Raw genomic sequence first — 19,319 nt, 5'->3', positions numbered from 1 at the left:
CGGGTCAACCAGAACCCGGGCACCGGCCCCTCACACCTGGACCCGCCTGCCACCCCCGCCCTTGCCCGCCGACTTCGGCAGCGCCAGCTTGATCTCCTCGCGCAGGTCCTGGATCTTCGGATAGCCGGAGTACTGAGCGGTCAGCCGGTACATCTCCCGCAGCCGGTCCCAGGTGCGGTGTGAGGAGTTGGACCCCATCGACACCAGCGCCAACCGCGCGTACCGGTCGGCCTGTTCGGGATCGTCGGCGATGAAGCACGCCGAGGCCAGCGAGATGTAGTCGAAGATCTGCGACCGGTCGCGGCCCTTGGACCGCAGGTCGATCGCCTCCTTGGCATGGCGCTGGGCGGTGGCCGCCGCGGATGCCTCGTGATCGGCGAGGGTGCGGTAGGCCAGCGCCTGCATGCCGTGCATGTCCGCCTCGTCGAACATCTGCATCCAACTCGGCGGGGGCACATCCCCCTTGTCGGACACGAAGAGGTCCTCCGCGATGCCGAGCGTGCGGCGCATCGCCTGCCCCTTGCCCATCGACGCCTGTGCCCAGGCCTCGATGGTGTAGAGCATGGCCTGCGTGCGCGGCAGCATCTCCTCGCCCGATCCCGACTGGGCGAGCTTCATGAGGTCCAGGGCGTCGTCCGGCCGGCCCAGATGCACCATCTGGCGCGCCGCCCGGGACAGGGCCTCACCGGCGCGCGGCCGGTCACCGCCCTCGCGGGCCGCGTGCGCGGCGATCACGAAGTACTTCTGTGCCGTGGGCTCCAGGCCGACGTCGTGCGACATCCAGCCCGCGAGGACGGCGAGGTTGGCAGCGACGCCCCACAGGCGCCGCTGGAGATGTTCAGGGTGTCGGTAGGCGAGCATGCCGCCCACTTCGTTGAGCTGTCCCACCACAGCCTTGCGCTGCAGCCCGCCGCCGCGGGCCGCGTCCCAGGCCCGGAACACCTCGACGGAGCGCTCCAGTTCCTCGATCTCCTGCGACCCGATGGGGGCGGCCTCATAGCGGTCGAACCCGGCGGGGTCGGCGTGCAGGGGATGTTCGGTGCGGGGAGCGTCGGCAACTAGGGCCGGATCGGTGTGCAGCCAGTCGTGCATGGCGCTGCTGAGTGCGGAGCCTGCGGCAAGCGCAGCGCCCGCGCCCACCAAGCCGCGTCGGTTGAGCATGAGGTCCATTCCCGTGAATTCGGTGAGGACCGCGGCTGTCCGTTCGGGCGCCCACGGCACGCCGTCGGGGTGCTCCACACTCCCGTCGCCGCGCCGCTTCCCTACGCGCCCGTGCCGCACCAGACCGAGATCCTCAATGGTCACGACACGGCCGAGACGCTCGGTGAACAGAGCCGCCAACACCCTGGGCACGGGATCGCGCGGGATTTCCCCCATGTCGATCCAACGCCGCACCCGCGAGGTGTCGGTGGCCAGCTGCGGGTGGCCCATGGCCGCCGCCTGCCGGTTCACCAGTCTCGCGAGTTCCCCCTTGGACCAGCCTGCCAGGCCGAAAAGGTCCGACAGTCGGGTGTTGGGTTGTCCATTCACGTCAAGCCCCCAGGTTCTCGGCTGAGTTGACAGTAACCCTCTGTCAGTTGCTGGGCGACTATTCGCCAGGGTTCGCCAGGGTGCGCCACATGGTGTGCCAGGGGACGCCGGGTGTCAGGTAGGAATGCGCCACCCCGACCCGGACCACCTCGGGACATTCCCCAGGGTGCACCAAGGCGTCCGGGCCGGTGGCGCGGCAACTCACAGGCACACGAAGGGATCTGTATCGCCCATGTACGCAGCATCGTCCTCCGTGTCCGCCCCGCCCCGGCCGCTGCACTCCCGACAGCCGGGCAGCGGCCCCTACTTGGAGCCCGCGCGGCCGGCGGCCGGGTCGCTCGGCGCCGGCCGGACGCGCCGCGTCCCGGGGTCCGGCACCCAACCGCTCAGCGGGAGACTCGACTTGTCCGGCCCCCAGGGGGCGCAACTGCGCACCGCGATCGCCTCGGTGCACCGCATCTGTCCGGAGTTCAACCCGGTGCAGGTGCTCCGCCGCAGCGGACGCACCGTGCTCCTGGTGGGAACGACAGGGCGCAGCACGGCGATCGCCAAGTGTTTACTGGACCATTCGCCAGTGTGGGCCGAGCGGATCCGGCACGAGATAGCGGCATACCGCTCGTTCGTCCGGCACCGCCCGCCCGTCCGGGCCCCGCGGCTGATCGCCGCGGACCCGGAGGACTGCACGCTGGTGATCGAGCGGATGCAGGGCCGCGTCGCGGCGCTGACCCGGCATCCCGTGGAGCCGCCACCGCGCGCGGACGTACGGCTCGCGCTCGGTGCGATCGACCGCCTCAACCGGTGGCGTCCGCCGCAGGAGATGTTCGGCAGGCCCCTGGACTACGGCAAGCGGATCTCCCGCTTCCATGAGCTGGGTCTGCTCACCGACCGGGACATGGGTGACCTGCAGAAGCTGTTGCACGGCATCGCGCACTCGGCGGGGCAGCAGGACACCTGGCAGTTCTGCCACGGTGACGCGCTGCTCTCGAACATCCTGCTCTCGCCTGCCGGTCCGGTGTTCGTGGACTGGGAGCACGCGGGCTGGTATCTGCCGGGCTATGACCTGGCGACGCTCTGGGCGGTGCTGGGTGACGCACCGGTGGAGCGCCGCGAGATCAGTCAGCGGGCGCAGCACGCGGGGACAGCGGCGCGGGACGCGTTCCTGGTCAACCTGATGCTGATCCTGACCCGGGAGATCCGTACGTACGAAATGGCCGTGCAGCGCTCGATGCACGACGCGGCCCCGGCGGCACCGGGCCCGGCCCATCCCGGTGCTGCGCCGTCCGGCGAGGAACAGCGACTGCTGCTGAGGCGGTTGCACGACGACTGCCAGCTGGCCCGGCGGGCCGTGCGGGCGGCGGTCGGTACTCGCTGACGGGGATGACGGTCCGCAGTGCGCCTTGGACAGCGGCGCACTGCGGACCTTCGTATGCCTCTGGCGACTACCGGGCGACTATGACGTAGTGAACTGCACCGCGTCTACGTCGAAGGAATTGTCCTGCGTCGACTTGAAGACCACATACAGCTTGTGGGTGCCGGTCAGCGCCTCGACAGGGACGTCCGGAGTTGCCTGATAGGTGTCCCAGCCCCCGGTGTTGGGGACAGGGGTGGTGGCGAGCAGCTTGCCGTCGGGGGCGTCCGCGCGCAGTTCGATGGAGCCGACGCCGTAGGGCGAGGACAGCTTGTAGCTGACCTTGCCGACGCCTTCGACGCTCATCGGGCTGTACGCGATCCAGTCGCCGTTGCTGATGTCGCCGATGCGCTTGCCGTTCTCGGCGCCCTCCTGGGAGACGATGCGGGTGCCTGACTGGTCGTCGCGGTACTCGGCCTGCTTGTGCTTGGGCTGCAGGACGGAGCGGCCGTAGCCGGTCAGCGCGCTGACGCCGTCGCCGCCCTTGTCGGTGTACTTGGCGTTGAGTACGTAGGTGAGGTCGGCGCCCTCGGGGTGGCCGCCCAGGTCACCGGTGTCCACGGTGCCTTCGCAGCCGGGGATGTCGGTGGTGGGGTGCTCGTGGTCGTCGTGGCCGAGGGCCGGGTTGACGGTGACCTTGGTGCAGTCGATCGTGCCGTCCTCGGGGTCGGTGACGGTGACCTTGTAGGGGATCTTGTCGCCGAACTGGATGAGCTTGCCGTCGACCGGGGTCTCGATCGTCACCTTGGGTGCGGTGTTGCCCGCCGTCACGGGGACGTTGGCGTAACCGGACTTGCCGGTGGAGTCGGTGACCTTCAGCTGGGCGTTGAAGTCTCCCTTGGTGTCATAGGTGTGGGAGGGATTGGCCTCGGTGGAGTCATAGGTTCCGTCGCCGTTGAAGTCCCAGGCGAAGGTGAGCGGATCGCCGTCCGGGTCCTTGCTGCCCTCGCTGGAGAAGTCGACCTTCAGGGGGACGGGCCCGTTGGTGGCGGACGCCTTGGCCTGGGCGAGCGGGGTGCGCTGGCCCTGGGCATAGTCGATGCGGTAGAGCCCGGAGTCGTTGTTGCCGCCGCCGAACTCGCTGCCCCACTCCAGGACATAGAGCGAGCCGTCGGGCCCGAAGGTCATGTCCATGGGCTTGGCGAACTTCGCCGACTTCAGGAAGTCGTTGATCTTCAGGAGCTTCTCGTCCTTGTCGAAGCGGATCTCCTTGACCGAGTCGCGGGCCCACTCGTAGAAGAAGCTCGCGCCCTCGAAGTAGGCGGGGAACTTCGTCTTGGAGGGGTTCTTGGGGTCGTAGTGGTAGACGGGTCCGCTCATCGGCGCCGAGCCGCCCGCGCCCATCTCCGGGAACTCCTTGGACTCGCCGTAGCCGTACCAGATCTCCGGCTGCTGCAGCGTCGGCAGGTCCTTCAGGCCGGTGTTGTTCGGCGAGGGGTTGGTGGGCTTGGCGCAGTCGAACTTCGTCCCGACCTTCTGGGTGTCGGGGTCATAGGGCGCGTACGCCTGGTTGTTGCCGTGGCAGAACGGCCAGCCGTAATTGCCGGCCTTCTTGATGACGTTGTACTCGACCAGGCCCTCGGGGCCCCGGTCGGTCGTCGGTCCTCCGCGGTCGGGGCCGTAGTCGGAGGCGTGCACATAGCCCGTCTTGGGGTCGACGGTGAAGCGGAAGGGGTTGCGGAAGCCCATGGCATAGATCTCGGGCCGCGTCTTGTCCGTGCCCTTCGCGAAGAGGTTGCCCTTGGGGATGGTGTAGCCGCCGGAGTCCGTCGGCTTGATGCGCAGGATCTTGCCGCGCAGGTCGTTGGTGTTGCCCGCGGTGCGGGCTGCGTCGAGGCGCTCCTTGCCGGGGCGCCAGTCGAGCGGGGCGTAGCCCTGCCAATTCGGGTCGAGGTTGGGCGGGACGTCGTCGCCGACGCCCAGGTAGAGCGTGCGGTCAGGGCCGAACTCGACGGCGCCGCCGGTGTGGCCGGGCTCGGGGAAGCTGCGGTCGCGGTAGGCGGGGACGTCCAGGAGCTTCTTCTCGCTGGCCAGGTCGAGGGTGTTGTCCGCCTTGACCGTGAAGCGGGAGAGGCGGTTGACGTCTTCCTTGGCGCTCGCGGGCGCGTAGTACAGGTAGAGCCAGCGGTTGTCGGCGAACTTCGGGTCGAGTTCCATGCCGACCAGGCCGTCCTCGCCGCCGGTGTAGACGTCGAGCTTCCCGGCCGTGGAGGTGGAGTGGCTCTTCGGGTCGAAGATCTTCACCTCGCCGCTGCGCTGGACGTAGAAGACCTTGCCGTCCTTGGCGACGTCGAGCTCCATGGGGTCGGCGGTGTTGTCGTCGAGCGCGGTCTTCTCATAGCCCGACCAGACCGTGCCGCCGCAGTCGCCGGCCTTGTTGCCCGAGGCCCACTGGATGCCGCCGAGCACATGCTCGCGGAAGGCGGCTTCGGTGTACGACGTCTTGTCGTGGCCCATGGCGGTGGCCCAGACCTTGCCGCCCTCGGCGTTGCGGCACCAGGAGATGGGGTGGTCGGCGCCCATCTTGGAGCCGCCCGGGTCGTACGTCGTCTCGTCGGCGGTGACCAGGACGTGCACGTCGCCGCGGGGATTCTTGTCGAAGTTGTACCACTCCTCCGGGCGCTCCCAGCGCTCGGGAAGACCCTTGGTGGAGGGGTGGTCGCGGTCGGCGACCTTCGCGGTGCCCTTGAGGACGCCCGGCGAGTGGGCGGGCATGTGGGCACCTGCGTTGATGAGCTCGTCCCACCAGGGGAAGGAGTCCTCGACGCCCATGTCGAGGGTGTTGTGCAGCGCGACGACGCCCTTGCCGCTCTTCACGTACTTCTTCATGGCGTCGCGCTGGGCGTCGGTGTCCCAGACCATGCCGGAGTTCTGCAGCATGATGATGACGTCGAAGTCCTTGAGCTTCGCGTCGTCGAAGACGCTGGCGTCGTCGGTCTGGACGACCTCGAAGTTCTCAGCCGCGGCCTGTTCCTTGACCATCTGGATGCCGGCCGGGATCGAGTCGTGGACGTAGCCGACGGCCTTGGTGAAGAGCAGGGCGCGGAAGGCGGGGTCCTTGTCGGCCGCGGTCGCTCCGGAGCCGGGCAGAAAGCCCACGGTGAGGAGCAGTGCCGCCAGCAGGGCGACGACCCCTCTTCGTAGACTCCTTAAATGAATGTCACGAGCATGACAGCTCATGAGCGGTTCCTCTCTGTGTGGACGGGGTGCGGGTGCCTGGTGCCGGAAACTCAGAGGGCCGCGAGTGTGCGGCGCAGGAAGCCGAGGCCGTCGGTCGCGAGCGCGTCCTGGGTGGATGCGAGGGGGCGCCAGACGGAGGCGGCGACCGCGATGGCGTCGTTGTGTGCGGTGAACGACTCGATGCAGAGGGGGCCTTGGTAGCCGGACTCGCTCAGGGCGCGCAGGAAGCCGGGCCAGTCGAGGTGGTCGGTGCCGGGCGCGCCGCGGTCGTTGGCGCACACCTGGACATGGGCGATGCGGCCGGCCGCCGCGCGGACCGCGACCGGCAGCGTGTGTTCCTCGATGTTCTGGTGGTACGTGTCGAGCGCGATGCCGATCGCGTCCTCGGGCAGGCCTTCGAGGCCGGTGAGGGTCTGGGCGACGGTGTTGAACAGGCTCGTCTCGTAGCGGTTGAGGGGTTCGACGGCGATGCGCACCCCGGCGCGGGCCGCGTAGGCGACGACCGGCGCGATGTGCTCACGCCATTCCTCGTACGCCGCCGAGCGCTCCGCCCGGTCCATGCGCCAGGTGCGGCCGACCGCCGCGTACACGGGTCCCGCCACCACGGGGGCGCCGATCGCGTGGGCGGCGTCGACACAGCGGCGCAGGTAGTCCTGGGTGGCGCGGACCATGGCCTGGTCGGCGCGGACCAGGTTCCGCCGGTCGGGCATGACGGCGACGACGGCGGCGGGCGTCAGGCCCGTGGCGTCCAGGAGCTTGGCGGCCGCCGCGGGCTCCCAGTCGTCGGCGTTTTCGAGAGGCAGCTCCACACAGTCGAAGCCCCAGCCCGCCAGACGGGGCAGGGTTTCCGTGAGCACCTCACCGGAGACCGGCGAGTGCCAGATCCAGGGGTTCGCCCCCAACTGCCAGGCGGCGTGCGTCACTTCTTCCTCCAGTCCTTGGGGTAGCCCGGCATGTCCTGGCACCCGCACATCGCGTAGTGCAGCGGCGGCATGCTGTCCTGGAGGTACTCGTCCAGGTTTTCCTGGGTGACGGTCGGCTGCGGCAGCTTCCACTCCTTGGGCACCTCCTTTCCGTCCAGGATCCGCAGGGCCGCGATGACCGGCGTACGCCATTGGAAGGTCGGGTAGGTGGGGGCGATCGCGGTGAGCTTCTTGTCCTTCCAGGCCTCGAGGAAGTCCTGCTGGTCCTCGCCGGTGATCGGCGGGACGTCGACGCCCGCGTCCTCGAAGGCCTCGACGGCGGCGACGGCTGTGGCGCCGGAGTCCATCCAGACGCCGTCGATGGAGCCGTGCCGGGAGATGGCATCGGAGACGATCGACTTGGTCTTGGCGGGGTCTCCGTCGGTGAACTTGGCGTCCACGACGTCCAGTTCACTCTTGTCGAAGGCCAGTTTCGCCGCGGACCAGCGGGTCTCCAGGACGTCCACGCCGGGCGAGATGCGCAGGGCGAGGATCTTCCCCTTGGGCTTGACCTTGTCGACGAGGAAGTCGGCGGCGACGGCGCCGTAGCCGTATCCGCCGATCGGGTTGACGAAGGTGACGGCGCAGTCGGTCTCCACGCCTCGGTCGAAGACGATGACGGGCAGCTTGCCGCAGGCCTCCTTCACGGCGGGGGTGAGGGTGGCGGTGGTGTTCGGCGAGACGATCAGCGCGTCGCAGTCCTTGTTCCCGGCCAGCTCCTGGATGTCGGAGATCTGCTTGTCGTCCTTGCCCTGGGCGTCCAGGACGGTGAAGTCGCTGATCTCCTTGTGGAGTTTCACCTCGGCCTTCATGTTCTTCAGGCCGACCTGCCGCCAGGGGTTGAAGACTCCGGCGTTGGAGAAGCAGAGGTGGGTGCCGCCCGAGCCCTTCTTCTTGTACTGGGCGGTGTCGGTCATCTTCGGTTCGAGCATCTGCTCCCAGGGCTTGTCGGCCGGGCCCTGGGGCGTCTCCTTGCCGAGCGCCAACTGACGGTCGTACTCGGCCTGTTCGAAGAACTTGGAGGGTTTGTCGCCCTGCTCCGACGAGCCGCTCTCCGAGGCCCCGGCCGGCGAGTCGGGCGGCGTGTCGCTGGAACAGGAGGCGAGCAGCGCGCCCGCGAGGAGGACAGCGGCGGGTGCGAGCGCGCGCCTGCGGTTCGGGTGGATGTGCGTCACGAGGGTCTGCCTCCTGAGGAGTGGGGACGACGGCGGCGCAGCCGGGACCAGTCGGCGGCCCCGAGCCCGACCGCGGCGATGACGATGACGCCCTGGACGGTGGATTCCAGGGCGCCCGATACGCCCTGCAGGTTGAGCAGCGTGAACAGTGCCTGCAGCGAGAAGGCGCCGGCCATCGCGGCGACGACACTGCCCCGCCCGCCGCCGAGCACGACCCCGCCGAGGACCACGGCGGTGATCGCCTCGAACTCGTAGCCGCGGCCGGCCTGCGCGGACACCCCGGAGAAGCCGCCGACGAGGACGGCGGCCAGCGCGGCGGCCGCGCCGGACAGCACGAAGGCGATGACGCGGGCGCGGTGGACCCGCACCCCCGCGAGGGCGGCGGCGCGTTCGCTGTCCCCGGTCGCGATCAGCGTGCGGCCGAAGTCGGAGCGCATGAGCAGGACGGAGACGACGCCCGCGACGAGGCAGGCAAGGACGGCCCAGGGCAGCCAGCCCATGGCGGTGCCGCGCCCCAACTGCCGGAACCCTTCGGAGAGTTGGCCGTGCGGCGATCCGCCCGTCCAGTAGAAGACGGCGCCCTCCAGGATCAGCATCATGCCGAGCGTGGTGATGAAGGAGGGCACTCTCAGACGGGTGGTGATCAGCCCGTTGACCAGCCCGGTGAGCGCCCCCGCGAGCAGCAGTCCAGCGGTGATGAGCAGCCACGGCGCGTCCGGGAACGAGCCATAGACCTCCGCGGCCGCAACGACGCCCGCCGTGACGATCGCCCCGACGGACAGGTCGAACTCGCCGCAGACGATGACCAGATACTGCCCGGCGGCGAGGATCACCAGGGGCGCCGCCCGTTTGACGAAGGCCAGGAAGCGGTCGGGTTCGTAGAAGCCGGGGTCGGTGGCGGCGAGCGCGACGAGGAGCACCACGAGCAGGGCGTAGACGGGCGCTCCGCTGCCGAGCGAGCGGGCAACTCTCTTGTACGGAGCGACCGTTGCCGTATGGCTGCTCATGCGGACCTCCTGCTGCCGCGCCGGGCGTAGATCGCGACGGCGGCGATGATGACGATGCCGCGGACCACGTTCTTGAAGAACGGGTCGACGCCGAGCTGGTTGAAGACGGAGTCGAGCACCGCGAGCACCAGGACCCCGCCGAGCGTGCCCGCCACTCCCCCGCGGCCGCCCGCGAGGACGGTGCCGCCGAGCACGACCGCGGCGATCGACTCCAGGTCGTAGCGGGCCTCGGTGCCCGCCCAGGGGGCGCCGGCGCCGAGCCGTGAGGCGAGGAAGAGGGCGGCGGCGCCCACGCAGAGCGAGCACAGGACGTGGGCGGCGATGATCGTGCGCCGGGTGCGGACACCGGACAGGCGCGCCGCGTGTTCGTCGCCGCCCGTCGCGTACAGATGATGTCCGAAGCGGGTGCGGCGGGTGACGAGCCACATCGCGGCGGCGACGGCGGCGAGCAGGAAGATCGAGACCGGGATCGGGCCCATCCGGTCGTAGCCCAGATGCTGGAAGGAGGCGGGGACCTTGCCCGCCGGGCCGGTGTAGTTGTCCTCGATCCAGCCGCGCAGGATGTACGCGGTGCCGAGCGTCGCGATGAACGCGTTGACCTTGAGGCCGGTGACGATGAGGCCGTTGGCTAGTCCGACGGCCGCCGACAGGGCGAGGACGGCAAGCACCGCGGTGACGACGCCGCCGTCCTCCATGGTGGTGGCGGCGACCAGCGTGCCGAGGCTGATGAGGTAGGCCACCGACAGGTCGAGCGAGCCGGTGAGGATGACGGCGGTCTGGCCGACGGCGACCAGGCCGAGGGCGACGCAGTTCTGCAGGATGCCGACGACGTTCGACACGGTGAGGAAGTCGCCGCCGCGCGCGGCGACCACGATCCAGCCGAGGACGGTGACGGCGGCGGCCGCGAGCCAGACGCCGACGGCCGGGTCGGTGAGCCGGCCGCGCTGTACGGCACGGGACTTCACTGCGGGCGGCGGGGCGACGGTGGTACCGGTGGTACCGCTCACGCGGCGGGCTCCTCTCCGGAGGAGTCGGACAGGGCGGACGGGCCGGTCGTGGCGAGCCGCATCACGTCCTCCTCGGCGGCGCCCGCCGGGAGCTCCCCGGCGATGCGGCCGTCGGACATGACGAGGATGCGGTCGCTCATCCCGATGAGTTCGGGCAGCTCGGAGGAGACGATCAGGACGGCGATGCCCTCGCGGGCCAGCTCGCGCACGAGGGTGTGGATGGCGGCCTTGGCGCCGACGTCGACGCCCCGGGTCGGCTCGTCGAAGAGCAGGACGCGGGGGCGGGCGGCGAGCCACTTGGCAATGACGACCTTCTGCTGGTTGCCGCCGGAGAGGTACTGGGCCTGCTGGTCCTCGCCGCGCGCCTGGAGCTTGACGCGTTCAAGGAGCGCGGTGAGTTCGCGGGCCGCGGGCGGGCCCTCGCGGGCGGGGACGGCGCGCGTGACGAGGAGGGCGTTGTCGCGCACGGACTGGCGCAGGGCGAGCCCCTCGGCCTTGCGGTCCTCGGTCACCAGGGCGATCCCCGCGCGGATGGCCTGCCGCGGAGTGGTGGGCCGCAGGGCGTCGCCGCCCACCGTCATGGCCCCGCCGGTGAACGGTGCGGCGCCGAACAGGGCCCGCGCCAGGGACGTACGCCCGGAGCCTTCGAGGCCCGCGATGCCGGTGACCTCGCCGGCCCGCAGCGTCAGGTCGATGCCGCGGAGCCGGTCGTTGCCGCCGCCGGTGACCGTGAGGCGGATCTCGCCGATGTCATCGGGGCGGGCGCGCGGCGGGTAGTAGGCGCTCAGCTCCCGGCCCACCATGGCGCGTACGACCTGGTCGGTGTCCGTGTCGGCGGTGCGCACGGTCGTGACGTGGCGGCCGTCCTTCAACACCGTGATCCGCTGCGACAGTTCGAAGACTTCCCGCAGCCGGTGCGAGATGTACAGGATGCCGAGGCCGCGGCCCGCGAGGCGGCGCACGAGGTCGTGCAGGAGGCCCGCCTCGTGGTCGGCGAGCGGCGCGGTCGGCTCGTCCATGACCAGGACACGGACGTCGGATGCGAGCGCCTTGACGATCTCGACGGTCTGCTGCCGGGCGACGGACAGATCACGGACGTACGTGCGTGGCGTGATGCCCGATACGCCGACCTCGGCGAGGAGTTCGGCCGTACGCGCCTCCATCGCGCGGCGGTCGACGAGGCCGTAGCGGGTCGGTTCGCGGCCCAGGAAGACGTTCTCGGCGACCGTGCGGTGCGCGAGCAGCGCGAACTCCTGGTGGATGATGCCGATTCCGGCGGCCTGGGCCTGCGCGGGATGGCTGAAGGAATGCTCTGTTCCGTCGAGCACGATGCTGCCCTCGTCCGGTACGTGTTCGCCCGCGAGGACCTTCATCAAGGTGGACTTGCCCGCGCCGTTCTCACCGACCAGCGCGTGCACCTCACCCGCGGCGAGGTCGAGCGAGACACCGTGCAGCACCCGCACTCCGAGAAAGCTCTTGGACACCCCTCGCATCGCCAACATCACTTGAGTCGCCTGCATCGCCTGCACCCTCGGCTCCTTCGGCAGCGGTCTGCAGAGCAATGTGATGAGCGAGCTTTGACCTGTCAAGGGCTCAAGCAGCTTTCCTTGTACGGGAGTTGACGGTGACTTAGGTCGATGACCGAACACCATCAGCCTTGTGAGCAGCAGAAGTCGTCCCTATGGTGGCTGCCATGTCTGGAGCGCCGGATCACCCCGTTTCCCTGCCGTCGTCGCCCGGCGAGGTCCTCGCCCTGATCCGGACGGGGGCCGCGGCGACCCGCGCCGACATCGCCCGGCTCACGGGGCTCGCGCGGTCGACGGTCTCGCAGCGGGTGGACGCGCTCATCGCGCACGACTTCGTCATCGAGGAGGCCGACGGCGGTTCCACGGGCGGCAGACCACCCCGGCGGCTGCGCCTGCGCACGCGCGAACACGCCGTCGCCGGCGTCGACTTGGGGGCGTCGCACTGCCGGGTCGCCCTGCTCGACATCGGCGGCGAGATGCTCGCCCTGCGCGAGGATCCGCTCTCCATCGCGGACGGCCCGCAGGAGGTGCTCGGCCATGTCGAGCGGACGCTGAACTCCCTGCTCAAGGAGGCCGATCGGGACGCCGCGTCGTTGCAGTCCATCGGGGTCGGCGTGCCGGGTCCCGTGGAGTTCTCCACGGGCCGTCCGGTGGATCCGCCGATCATGCCGGGCTGGCACCAGTACCCGATCCCCGAGTTCTTCGCCGAGCGCTTCGGTGCGCGGGCCCTCGTCGACAACGACGTGAACGTGATGGCCCTCGCCGAGCAGCGCCGCGCCTTCCCCGACACCCGCTATCTCCTCTACATCAAGGTGGGCACCGGCATCGGCTGCGGCATCGTCGCGGACGGCCGGCTGCACCGGGGCGCGCAGGGCAGCGCGGGCGACATCGGGCACATCCGGGTCGGTGACACCGAGGAGCCCTGCCGGTGCGGAAACTCCGGCTGTCTGGAGGCCGTCGCGGGGGGCGCGGCGATCGCCCGCAAGCTCTCCGGGCTCGGCCTGGAGGCCGCGTCGGGCAGTGATGTCGTACGCCTGGTGAAGTCAGGAAACCGCGACGCCGTCCGCATGGTGCGGGAGGCGGGCCGCGCGGTGGGCGAGGTGCTCGCGGGCCTGGTGAATTTCTTCAACCCCGACACGGTGGTGGTCGGCGGCGCGCTGGCCGCCGTCCACGACCAACTCCTCGCGGGCGTACGGGAAGCGGTGTACCGGCGCTCGCACCCGCTGGCCACCCATGTGCTGCGCATCGAGCCGAGCCGCACGGGCGAGAACGCGGCGGCGGTGGGCGCCGGCATCCTCGCGGTCGAACACGCCCTGTCGCCGCGGCAGGTGGACCGCGTCCTCGCGGGCGGTGAGGCCAGACGCTGAGGGACGGAGGCGGCCGTCGGAAGACGGCCGCCTCCCTACGCTCCTGAACCCCTGTCAGGCCCGCGCGCCATAGGCCTCGACGGGCTTCTTCAGGCTCGAATTGACGGAGGTGCAGTAGGCGTACGAGGTGGTCCCCGCGGCCGCCTTCGCACCCTGGGCCCACTTGCCGTTCTTGCACTTCGCGACGGCGATGAAGGGTCCGCCGCCGGTGCACTTCACACCCGCGGTGTTGTTGTCGTTCCACACCAGCTGACACCGGAAGGCCCGGGTGTCGTCCGGTGCCGGTTCACTGAAGCCGGAGGTCATCCCGGCCACCACCGAAGCTAGGTCAGGCCCCGCGCCGTGGCGTCAACTCCTGGTTGGGCATCGGGTAAACCCTCGCCGTAGACCGGACAAGCACCATGCAACACCGGCCAACCCGTCAACTGCCCTATATCGCCGGGGGACTTGCGACCGTAACTTCGGGCTATGCCCCCCAATGACGCACAGCAGATCGACCGGGCCAACGCAGCGACCGACCGCGTGCCCGTCGTGTTCGTGCACGGTTTGTGGATGCTGCCCAGCAGCTGGGATCTGTGGACCGCACACTTCGAGGCGGCCGGGTATGTGCCCGTCGCGCTGTCCTGGCCCGACGACCCGGACACGGTGTCCGAGGCCCGGGAGCGCCCCGAGGCCTTCGCGGGAAAGACCGTCGGACGCATCGCCGACCATCTCGCCGGGCTCATCGACCGTCTGGAGCGCAAACCGGCCGTCGTCGGGCACTCCGTCGGCGGGCTGCTCACGCAGATCCTCGCGGGGCGTGGCCTGAGCGCCGCGTCGGTGGCGATCGATCCGGCGCCGTTCCGCGGCATCATGGCGCTGCCGCTGTCGACGCTGCGCTCCCTGCGCCCCATGATCGCCAACCCAGCCAACCGGAAGCGCGCGCTCCCGCTGACCTTCGAGCAGTTCCGCTATGCCTACGCCAACGCGGTCAGCGAGCGGGAGGCCAGGGAGCTGTACGAGAAGTTCGCCGTCCCCGCCCCGTGCGCGCCGCCGTTCCAGGCCGCGGCCGCGAACCTCAATCCGCGGACCGAGGTGAAGGTCGACTGCCGCAATCCCCGGCGCGGCCCGCTCCTGATCATCTCCGGCGAGAAGGACCATGCCGTGCCCTGGGCGCTCGCCAACGGCGCGTACAAGAAGCAGCAGCAGAACTCCGGCGTCACGGAGATCACCGAGCTGCCGGGCCGCGACCACGCGCTGATCATCGACAGCCGCTGGCAGGAGGTCGCCGACACGGCGCTGGCCTTCGTGCGCCGCTTCGTCTGACCGCCCCGGCCTCCCGAGAGGACACCCGCATGGGCACGTTCACCACCGTCGACGGGACCACGATCCACTACAAGGACTGGGGCGAGGGCCGCCCGGTCGTCTTCAGCCACGGCTGGCCGCTCAACGCGGACGCCTGGGACAACCAGCTGCGCCTGGTCGCCGAGAGCGGCTACCGCGCCATCGCGCACGACCGCCGCGGCCACGGCCGTTCGGGCCAGCCGTGGCAGGGCAACGACATGGACACCTACGCCGACGACCTCGCGCAGCTCGTCTGGAACCTGGATCTGCGGGAAGCGGTTCTGGTGGGGCACTCGACGGGCGGCGGGGAGGTCGTCCGCAGCATCGGCCGGCACGGCACCGACCGGATCGCCAAGGTGGTGCTCCTCGGCGCCGTGCCTCCGCTCATGCTGCGGACACCGGCCAACCCGGAGGGCCTGCCCCGCGAGGTGTTCGACACCATCCGGGAACGCGTGCGCACCGACCGCTCGCAGTTCTACCGGGAGTTGAGCGAGAGCTTCTACGGCGCGAACCGGCCGGGGTCGACCGTGTCGCAGGGCACCCGGGACGCCTTCTGGCTGCAGAGCATGCAGGCCGGCGCGAAGGCGGCGTACGACTGTGTGGGCGAGTTCTCCGAGACGGACTTCACCGAGGACCTGCGGCGCCTCGACGTGCCCACGCTGATCGCGCACGGCGACGACGACCAGATCGTGCCGATCGTGGCCTCGGCCCACAAGTCGGCCCACCTGGTCAAGGACGCGGCCCTGAAGGTCTACCCGGGCGCCCCGCACGGTCTGACGGGCGCGTTCGAGGAGGCGTTCAATACGGACCTGCTTGAGTTCGTCAGCTCTTGAACTCGCCCACCGCGCCCTGGTCGTACAGCCGCTCGCACAGCGACCACACGGCCTTGCGGGTACGGGGATCGGTGGCGAAGTCCGGCCACGGGACGCGGCGGCAGCGGCTGTCGAAGTAGGCGCCGGTGACACCTGCGACCTCCGGGCTCGTGGCGAGGTGGATGCTGGACCGGGCGGGCTTGGCGAGGTCGGCGAGCAGGATCGGCCCGAGGAGCCGGACGAGCGGTGCGGCGGGGCGGTACAGACGGGGGAACGCGCGCATCGGCGTCGCCTGGTTGCCCGGCGTGTACGCGTGCCCGGGGTAGGCCACGTTGACGGTGACGCCGTCGTCCGCGATCCGCTGCGCGTACTCGTAACTCACCGCCATGAGCTGGGCCTTGGTGTGGTTGTACTGACCGAAGGTCCAGCCGATGAAGGCCTTCTCCGCCTGGAGGTTGGCCGGGTCGACGGGGCCGCGCGGGATGCCGCCGGTGAGGTTGATGACGCGGGCGGCGGGCGACTTCCGCAGGTTCGGCATGAGCAGCCGGGTGAGGGCGAAGGGCGCGAGGACGTTCGCCGCGAAGGCGGTCTCCACCCCGTCGGCGGTCAGCCGGCGCTCGGCCGGATTCATGCCGAAGTTGTTGACGAGTACGTCGAGTCCGGCGTGCCCGGCATGCCCGGCGTTCACCGCGTCGGCGACCCGTCGCAGCCCGGCACGCAGCGTCAGGTCGGCGGTCACCGCCTCCACCCGACCGCCGCCGACCTCATGTTGGAGTTCGCGTACGGCGTCGGCGGCCCGCCCGGGGTCGCGGCCCACCAGGATCACGTGCGCGCCGCGCCTGACAAGTCCACGGGCCGTTTCCTTGCCGATGCCGCCGGTGCCGCCGGTGATCAGCGCGGTCGTGCCGTGCAGGGTCGCCATGTCCGCCTTCAACTCCGCCTCCATGTCCGCCTTCCGAAATGCGTCACTCGGTGACACGTTAGGCAGTCGGTGAATCAAAGTAAACTCCGGTGCATGGATAGCCGAGCAAGCACCGAGAGCCCGGAGAGCGGCGGTCTTCGGGCTCGCGCCCGACGCACCATGCGGGCCGAACTGGCCGCGCTCGCCCTTGAGTTGTTCACCGAGCGCGGTTTCGACGAGACGACCGTCGAGGACATCGCCCGCGCCGCGGGACTGTCGAAGCGGAGCTTCTTCCGGTACTTCCCGTCCAAGGAGGACGTGGTCTTCGGCGCCGTCGAGTCGATGGCGCAGGACGTCGCCGACGAGGTGCGCGGCCGCCCCGCCGACGAGGCGCCCTGGGACTGCCTCCATCAGGTGCTGCGCGCATGGCAGCAGCGGATCCACGGCTCCGGGCAGGAGTTGGCCGAGCTCACGCTCATCGAGGCCACCCCGTCGCTGCGGGCCCGGCTGCACCAGCGGCGCGACGCGATGCGCGCCCAGGTCGCCGAGGCCCTCGCGCAGCGCCCGGACACGAAGCTGGACGCCTTCACCGCCGACGTCCTGACCTCGGCTGCGGCCGCGGCACTTGACGCGGCGGACCGGGAGTGGCTGCGCTCGGGCGGCACGGCGGACCGCGCCGCACTGGTCGACCGGGCGTTCGCGGCGCTGCGCCCCTGAGGACCACGGGGTTCGGCGCGGCCCGCAGCAGCTGGTCCACCCCGGCGGGTGCGCCCCGACCCCGGGCACACGGCCCGCCGAAATCCCGGACGGGGCCCGACCGGCTCGCTATCGTGACGCTCCTGGCCCAAAAATCGGAGAAAATGTGCGCAATTCGGAGCTGATCGAAAGACCGCCGGCCGGTCCCGACCCCGCGCCGACGGGGCCGCCGAACGGCAGCCCCGTCCCCGGCCTTGTCGCCACCGGCGTCCTTTCCGTGGCTCTGCTCCTGGCGCTGGGCTGGGCCATGGGAGGCGCGCAGTGGCTGACCCACCCGGGATTCCGGGCCTGGCAGACCGTCTGCCTGGCGATCACGGTGCAGGCCCTGCCCTTCCTGGTGCTCGGCACGCTGATCTCCGGGGCCGTCAACGCCTTCGTCCCCGCGCATGTGTTCAGCAAGATGCTCCCCCGCAACCCCGCGCTCGCGGTGCCCGTGGCGAGCGCGGCGGGCGTGGTCCTTCCGGGCTGCGAGTGCGCTTCGGTGCCGGTCGCGGGAAGCCTGATCCGGCGCGGGGTCACACCGGCCGCCGCGTTCGCGTTCCTGCTCTCCGCGCCCGCGGTCAACCCGATCGTGCTCGCCTCCACCGCGGTCGCCTTCCCCGGCGACCCGGAGATGGTCGCCGCCCGCCTGATCGCCTCACTGGCCACCTCCGCCGCCATGGGCTGGCTCTGGCTGCGGCTCGGGCGTTCCGAATGGCTGCGGATGCCGTCCCGGCACACCGGCCACCAGCACGGACACAGCCGCTGGGAGGAGTTCCGGCTCGGTTTCCAGCACGACTTCCTGCACGCCGGCGGGTTCCTCGTGCTCGGCGCCATGGCCGCCGCGACCTTCAACGTCACCGTGCCGCGCTCGGTCCTCGACACCTTCGCCGGATCGCCCTGGCTGTCGGTGCTCTTCCTCGCGGCGCTGGCGATCGTCCTCGCCGTCTGCTCCGAGGCCGACGCCTTCGTGGCCGCCTCACTGACCGGCTTCTCCCCCACGGCCCGCCTCGCGTTCATGGTCGTCGGCCCCATGGTGGACCTCAAGCTGATCGCCCTGCAGGCGGGCACCTTCGGCCGCGCCTTCGCCCTGCGGTTCTCGACGGTGACGGCAGTGACGGCCGTGGCCTGCACCGCCCTGACCGGATGGTGGCTGCTGTGAACCGGAATCTCCAGGCGGTGCTGCTCCTGCTGACCGGTGTCGCCGTGCTGCGGGCCGCCCTCTTCGACGATCTCGCGCTGCGGTACGTGAAGGAAGGCCTGCTGCCCTTCCTCGTCATCGCCGGCTTCGTCCTGGTCGGCGTGGGGCTGCTGGGTGTCGTACGTGACGGGCTGCCCTTCGCCGGGCGGCGCCGCACCAAGACACCCGAGCCCGCCCCCGAGCCGCCGAGCGACGGCGCGCACGGCCACGACCACTCCCACGGCCCCCGTGTCGCCTGGCTGTTGCTGCCGCCCGCGCTCGCGCTGCTGTTCTTCGCGCCGCCCGCCCTCGGTTCCTACACGGCCGCCCGTGACAGCCCGAAGGTCGTCGCGGACTACGACCGTTTCGAACCGCTGCCGGCGCACGGACCCGCCCCGCTCTCGCTGACCGAGTTCATCGGCCGGGCCCAACAGGACGACAAGGAGAGCCTGAAGGGACGTACGGTCCTGATGTCGGGGTTCGTCACCCCCGGCAAGGGCGGCACTTGGGAACTGACCCGCCTCCTGGTGGCCTGCTGCGCCGCGGACTCGCAGTCCCTGACGGTGACCGTGCACGGCGCCAAGGCACCGCCCGCCGACACCTGGGTGAAGGTCACCGGCACCTGGCACCCGAAGGGCACCCTGGGCACCTCGTCGGCCGCCCTCGCCCTGGACGTCGACTCGCTCGAGCGGATCCCCGAACCGCCGAGCCCCTATCTGGACCGGGCGCCTGCCCTTTAGCCACCCGGTCGGGAGCCCCGCACCTCTGCCGGCCACCCAACTCCCGTTCCGTGTCGGCCAATTGACATCCGGGTAGGACGAACGCAGATGTCGGCGCTTGGGATCCGGGGGGGACCGAATGGCACGTGAACCACGGCGACTGACCTTGACCGAGGCGATCGAGTCGCTGCGTCAGGATCTGACGGCCGCACAGCAGCAGGGGATCGGCCAGGCCGTCGGGTTCTCCGTCGACGGCATCAGCGTCGAACTGGACGTACAGGCCGAGCGGAACGACACGCTGGAGGGCGGGGTCTCCTGGTACGTGAGCGCGAAGGGGAGCCGCAGCAGCGTCCGGCGGACCGGAACCCGCCTCGTGGTGACACTGAAACCGCGCGGCGCCCTGAACGTCGGCGAACGCGGCGACCGCCCCCGGAACAGTCCACCGCCCCGCGCTCCCGGGCAGACGGCGGCCGGCAGCGGAGAGTGA

17 protein-coding genes are annotated in these 19,319 nt (G+C 70.5%); 8 read left to right on the top strand and 9 right to left on the bottom strand.

Going from position 1 to position 19,319, the window contains the following annotated elements; translation table 11 throughout:
• Positions 1-30: 30 nt before the first annotated feature.
• Positions 31-1,530: a hypothetical protein gene (locus OG453_RS42175; RefSeq protein WP_266874088.1), complete on the bottom strand. Its 1,500-nt coding sequence runs from the start codon at positions 1,528-1,530 to the stop codon at positions 31-33.
• A 232-nt stretch (positions 1,531-1,762) separates the two neighbouring features.
• On the opposite strand from OG453_RS42175, the gene OG453_RS42170 reads away from it, so the two are divergent.
• Entirely contained in the window at positions 1,763-2,902 is a 1,140-nt protein-coding gene (locus OG453_RS42170) for an aminoglycoside phosphotransferase family protein (protein WP_266874087.1), read from the top strand.
• 78 nt (positions 2,903-2,980) lie between these two features.
• Here the strand turns inward: OG453_RS42170 and OG453_RS42165 are convergent, their stop codons facing one another.
• The 6 genes from OG453_RS42165 to OG453_RS42140 are packed head-to-tail and all read right to left on the bottom strand — an operon-like array spanning position 2,981 to position 11,771.
• On the bottom strand, positions 2,981-6,118 hold the full coding sequence (locus OG453_RS42165) for a ThuA domain-containing protein (protein WP_266874086.1): 3,138 nt from the start codon (positions 6,116-6,118) through the stop codon (positions 2,981-2,983).
• A gap of 50 nt (positions 6,119-6,168) precedes the next feature.
• On the bottom strand, positions 6,169-7,041 hold the full coding sequence (locus OG453_RS42160; RefSeq protein WP_266874085.1) for a sugar phosphate isomerase/epimerase: 873 nt from the start codon (positions 7,039-7,041) through the stop codon (positions 6,169-6,171).
• Positions 7,038-8,246 (bottom strand): ABC transporter substrate-binding protein, encoded by a 1,209-nt coding sequence (locus OG453_RS42155; RefSeq protein ID WP_266874362.1) that lies wholly within the window; start codon positions 8,244-8,246, stop codon positions 7,038-7,040. Before OG453_RS42155 ends, OG453_RS42160 begins: the two co-directional genes overlap by 4 nt.
• A 5-nt stretch (positions 8,247-8,251) precedes the next feature.
• A complete protein-coding gene (locus OG453_RS42150) occupies positions 8,252-9,262 on the bottom strand; it encodes an ABC transporter permease (protein WP_266874084.1) in 1,011 nt (336 codons plus the stop codon).
• On the bottom strand, positions 9,259-10,227 hold the full coding sequence (locus OG453_RS42145) for an ABC transporter permease (protein ID WP_266874361.1): 969 nt from the start codon (positions 10,225-10,227) through the stop codon (positions 9,259-9,261). The genes OG453_RS42150 and OG453_RS42145 overlap by 4 nt, the downstream gene beginning before the upstream one ends.
• A gap of 38 nt (positions 10,228-10,265) precedes the next feature.
• Complete coding sequence (locus tag OG453_RS42140) at positions 10,266-11,771, bottom strand: sugar ABC transporter ATP-binding protein (RefSeq protein ID WP_266874360.1); 1,506 nt, start codon at positions 11,769-11,771, stop codon at positions 10,266-10,268.
• Between the two features lie 191 nt (positions 11,772-11,962).
• Between OG453_RS42140 and OG453_RS42135 the strand changes: the two genes are divergently transcribed.
• Complete coding sequence (locus tag OG453_RS42135) at positions 11,963-13,162, top strand: ROK family transcriptional regulator (protein ID WP_266874083.1); 1,200 nt, start codon at positions 11,963-11,965, stop codon at positions 13,160-13,162.
• Between the two features lie 54 nt (positions 13,163-13,216).
• Here OG453_RS42135 and OG453_RS42130 read toward each other — a convergent pair whose 3' ends face one another.
• Positions 13,217-13,468 (bottom strand): hypothetical protein, encoded by a 252-nt coding sequence (locus OG453_RS42130; RefSeq protein WP_266874082.1) that lies wholly within the window; start codon positions 13,466-13,468, stop codon positions 13,217-13,219.
• 162 nt (positions 13,469-13,630) lie between these two features.
• On the opposite strand from OG453_RS42130, the gene OG453_RS42125 reads away from it, so the two are divergent.
• Entirely contained in the window at positions 13,631-14,467 is an 837-nt protein-coding gene (locus OG453_RS42125; RefSeq protein WP_266874081.1) for an alpha/beta hydrolase, read from the top strand.
• A 29-nt stretch (positions 14,468-14,496) separates the two neighbouring features.
• Entirely contained in the window at positions 14,497-15,318 is an 822-nt protein-coding gene (locus OG453_RS42120; RefSeq protein ID WP_266874080.1) for an alpha/beta fold hydrolase, read from the top strand.
• Here OG453_RS42120 and OG453_RS42115 read toward each other — a convergent pair.
• On the bottom strand, positions 15,308-16,243 hold the full coding sequence (locus OG453_RS42115; RefSeq protein ID WP_266874079.1) for an SDR family NAD(P)-dependent oxidoreductase: 936 nt from the start codon (positions 16,241-16,243) through the stop codon (positions 15,308-15,310). The genes OG453_RS42120 and OG453_RS42115 overlap by 11 nt on opposite strands.
• Positions 16,244-16,312: 69 nt before the next feature.
• Here OG453_RS42115 and OG453_RS42110 point away from each other — a divergent pair, with 69 nt between their 5' ends.
• The 4 genes from OG453_RS42110 (at position 16,313) to OG453_RS42095 (ending at position 19,319) form a co-directional block, all read left to right on the top strand.
• The gene (locus tag OG453_RS42110) at positions 16,313-16,915 is read left to right on the top strand and encodes a TetR family transcriptional regulator (protein ID WP_266874078.1); all 603 of its coding nucleotides are present in this window, start codon (positions 16,313-16,315) and stop codon (positions 16,913-16,915) included.
• A gap of 145 nt (positions 16,916-17,060) precedes the next feature.
• Positions 17,061-18,095: a permease gene (locus OG453_RS42105; RefSeq protein ID WP_266874077.1), complete on the top strand. Its 1,035-nt coding sequence runs from the start codon at positions 17,061-17,063 to the stop codon at positions 18,093-18,095.
• Positions 18,092-18,853: a TIGR03943 family protein gene (locus OG453_RS42100; RefSeq protein WP_266874076.1), complete on the top strand. Its 762-nt coding sequence runs from the start codon at positions 18,092-18,094 to the stop codon at positions 18,851-18,853. Before OG453_RS42105 ends, OG453_RS42100 begins: the two co-directional genes overlap by 4 nt.
• A 118-nt stretch (positions 18,854-18,971) precedes the next feature.
• Positions 18,972-19,319 carry a trypco2 family protein gene (locus OG453_RS42095; RefSeq protein WP_266874075.1) on the top strand — a complete coding sequence of 116 codons (348 nt, stop codon included), beginning with the start codon at positions 18,972-18,974 and terminating at the stop codon, positions 19,317-19,319.

It is taken from the genome of Streptomyces sp. NBC_01381 (genome assembly GCF_026340305.1).
Lineage (GTDB): Bacteria > Actinomycetota > Actinomycetes > Streptomycetales > Streptomycetaceae > Streptomyces.
Note: the sequence above shows the minus strand (reverse complement) of the source record. Positions and strands in the feature narration are given on the sequence as shown.

What these genes read in the sequence shown, in the direction of transcription:
- OG453_RS42165 (WP_266874086.1), bottom strand. Translation starts at nt 6,118, where the DNA reads ATGAGCTGTCATGCTCGTGACATTCATTTAAGGAGTCTACGAAGAGGG.
- OG453_RS42150 (WP_266874084.1), bottom strand. Translation starts at nt 9,262, where the DNA reads ATGAGCAGCCATACGGCAACGGTCGCTCCGTACAAGAGAGTTGCCCGC.
- OG453_RS42170 (WP_266874087.1), top strand. Translation starts at nt 1,763, where the DNA reads ATGTACGCAGCATCGTCCTCCGTGTCCGCCCCGCCCCGGCCGCTGCAC.
- OG453_RS42110 (WP_266874078.1), top strand. Translation starts at nt 16,313, where the DNA reads ATGGATAGCCGAGCAAGCACCGAGAGCCCGGAGAGCGGCGGTCTTCGG.
- OG453_RS42095 (WP_266874075.1), top strand. Translation starts at nt 18,972, where the DNA reads ATGGCACGTGAACCACGGCGACTGACCTTGACCGAGGCGATCGAGTCG.
- OG453_RS42140 (WP_266874360.1), bottom strand. Translation starts at nt 11,771, where the DNA reads ATGTTGGCGATGCGAGGGGTGTCCAAGAGCTTTCTCGGAGTGCGGGTG.
- OG453_RS42125 (WP_266874081.1), top strand. Translation starts at nt 13,631, where the DNA reads ATGCCCCCCAATGACGCACAGCAGATCGACCGGGCCAACGCAGCGACC.
- OG453_RS42130 (WP_266874082.1), bottom strand. Translation starts at nt 13,468, where the DNA reads ATGACCTCCGGCTTCAGTGAACCGGCACCGGACGACACCCGGGCCTTC.
- OG453_RS42120 (WP_266874080.1), top strand. Translation starts at nt 14,497, where the DNA reads ATGGGCACGTTCACCACCGTCGACGGGACCACGATCCACTACAAGGAC.
- OG453_RS42115 (WP_266874079.1), bottom strand. Translation starts at nt 16,243, where the DNA reads ATGGAGGCGGAGTTGAAGGCGGACATGGCGACCCTGCACGGCACGACC.
- OG453_RS42135 (WP_266874083.1), top strand. Translation starts at nt 11,963, where the DNA reads ATGTCTGGAGCGCCGGATCACCCCGTTTCCCTGCCGTCGTCGCCCGGC.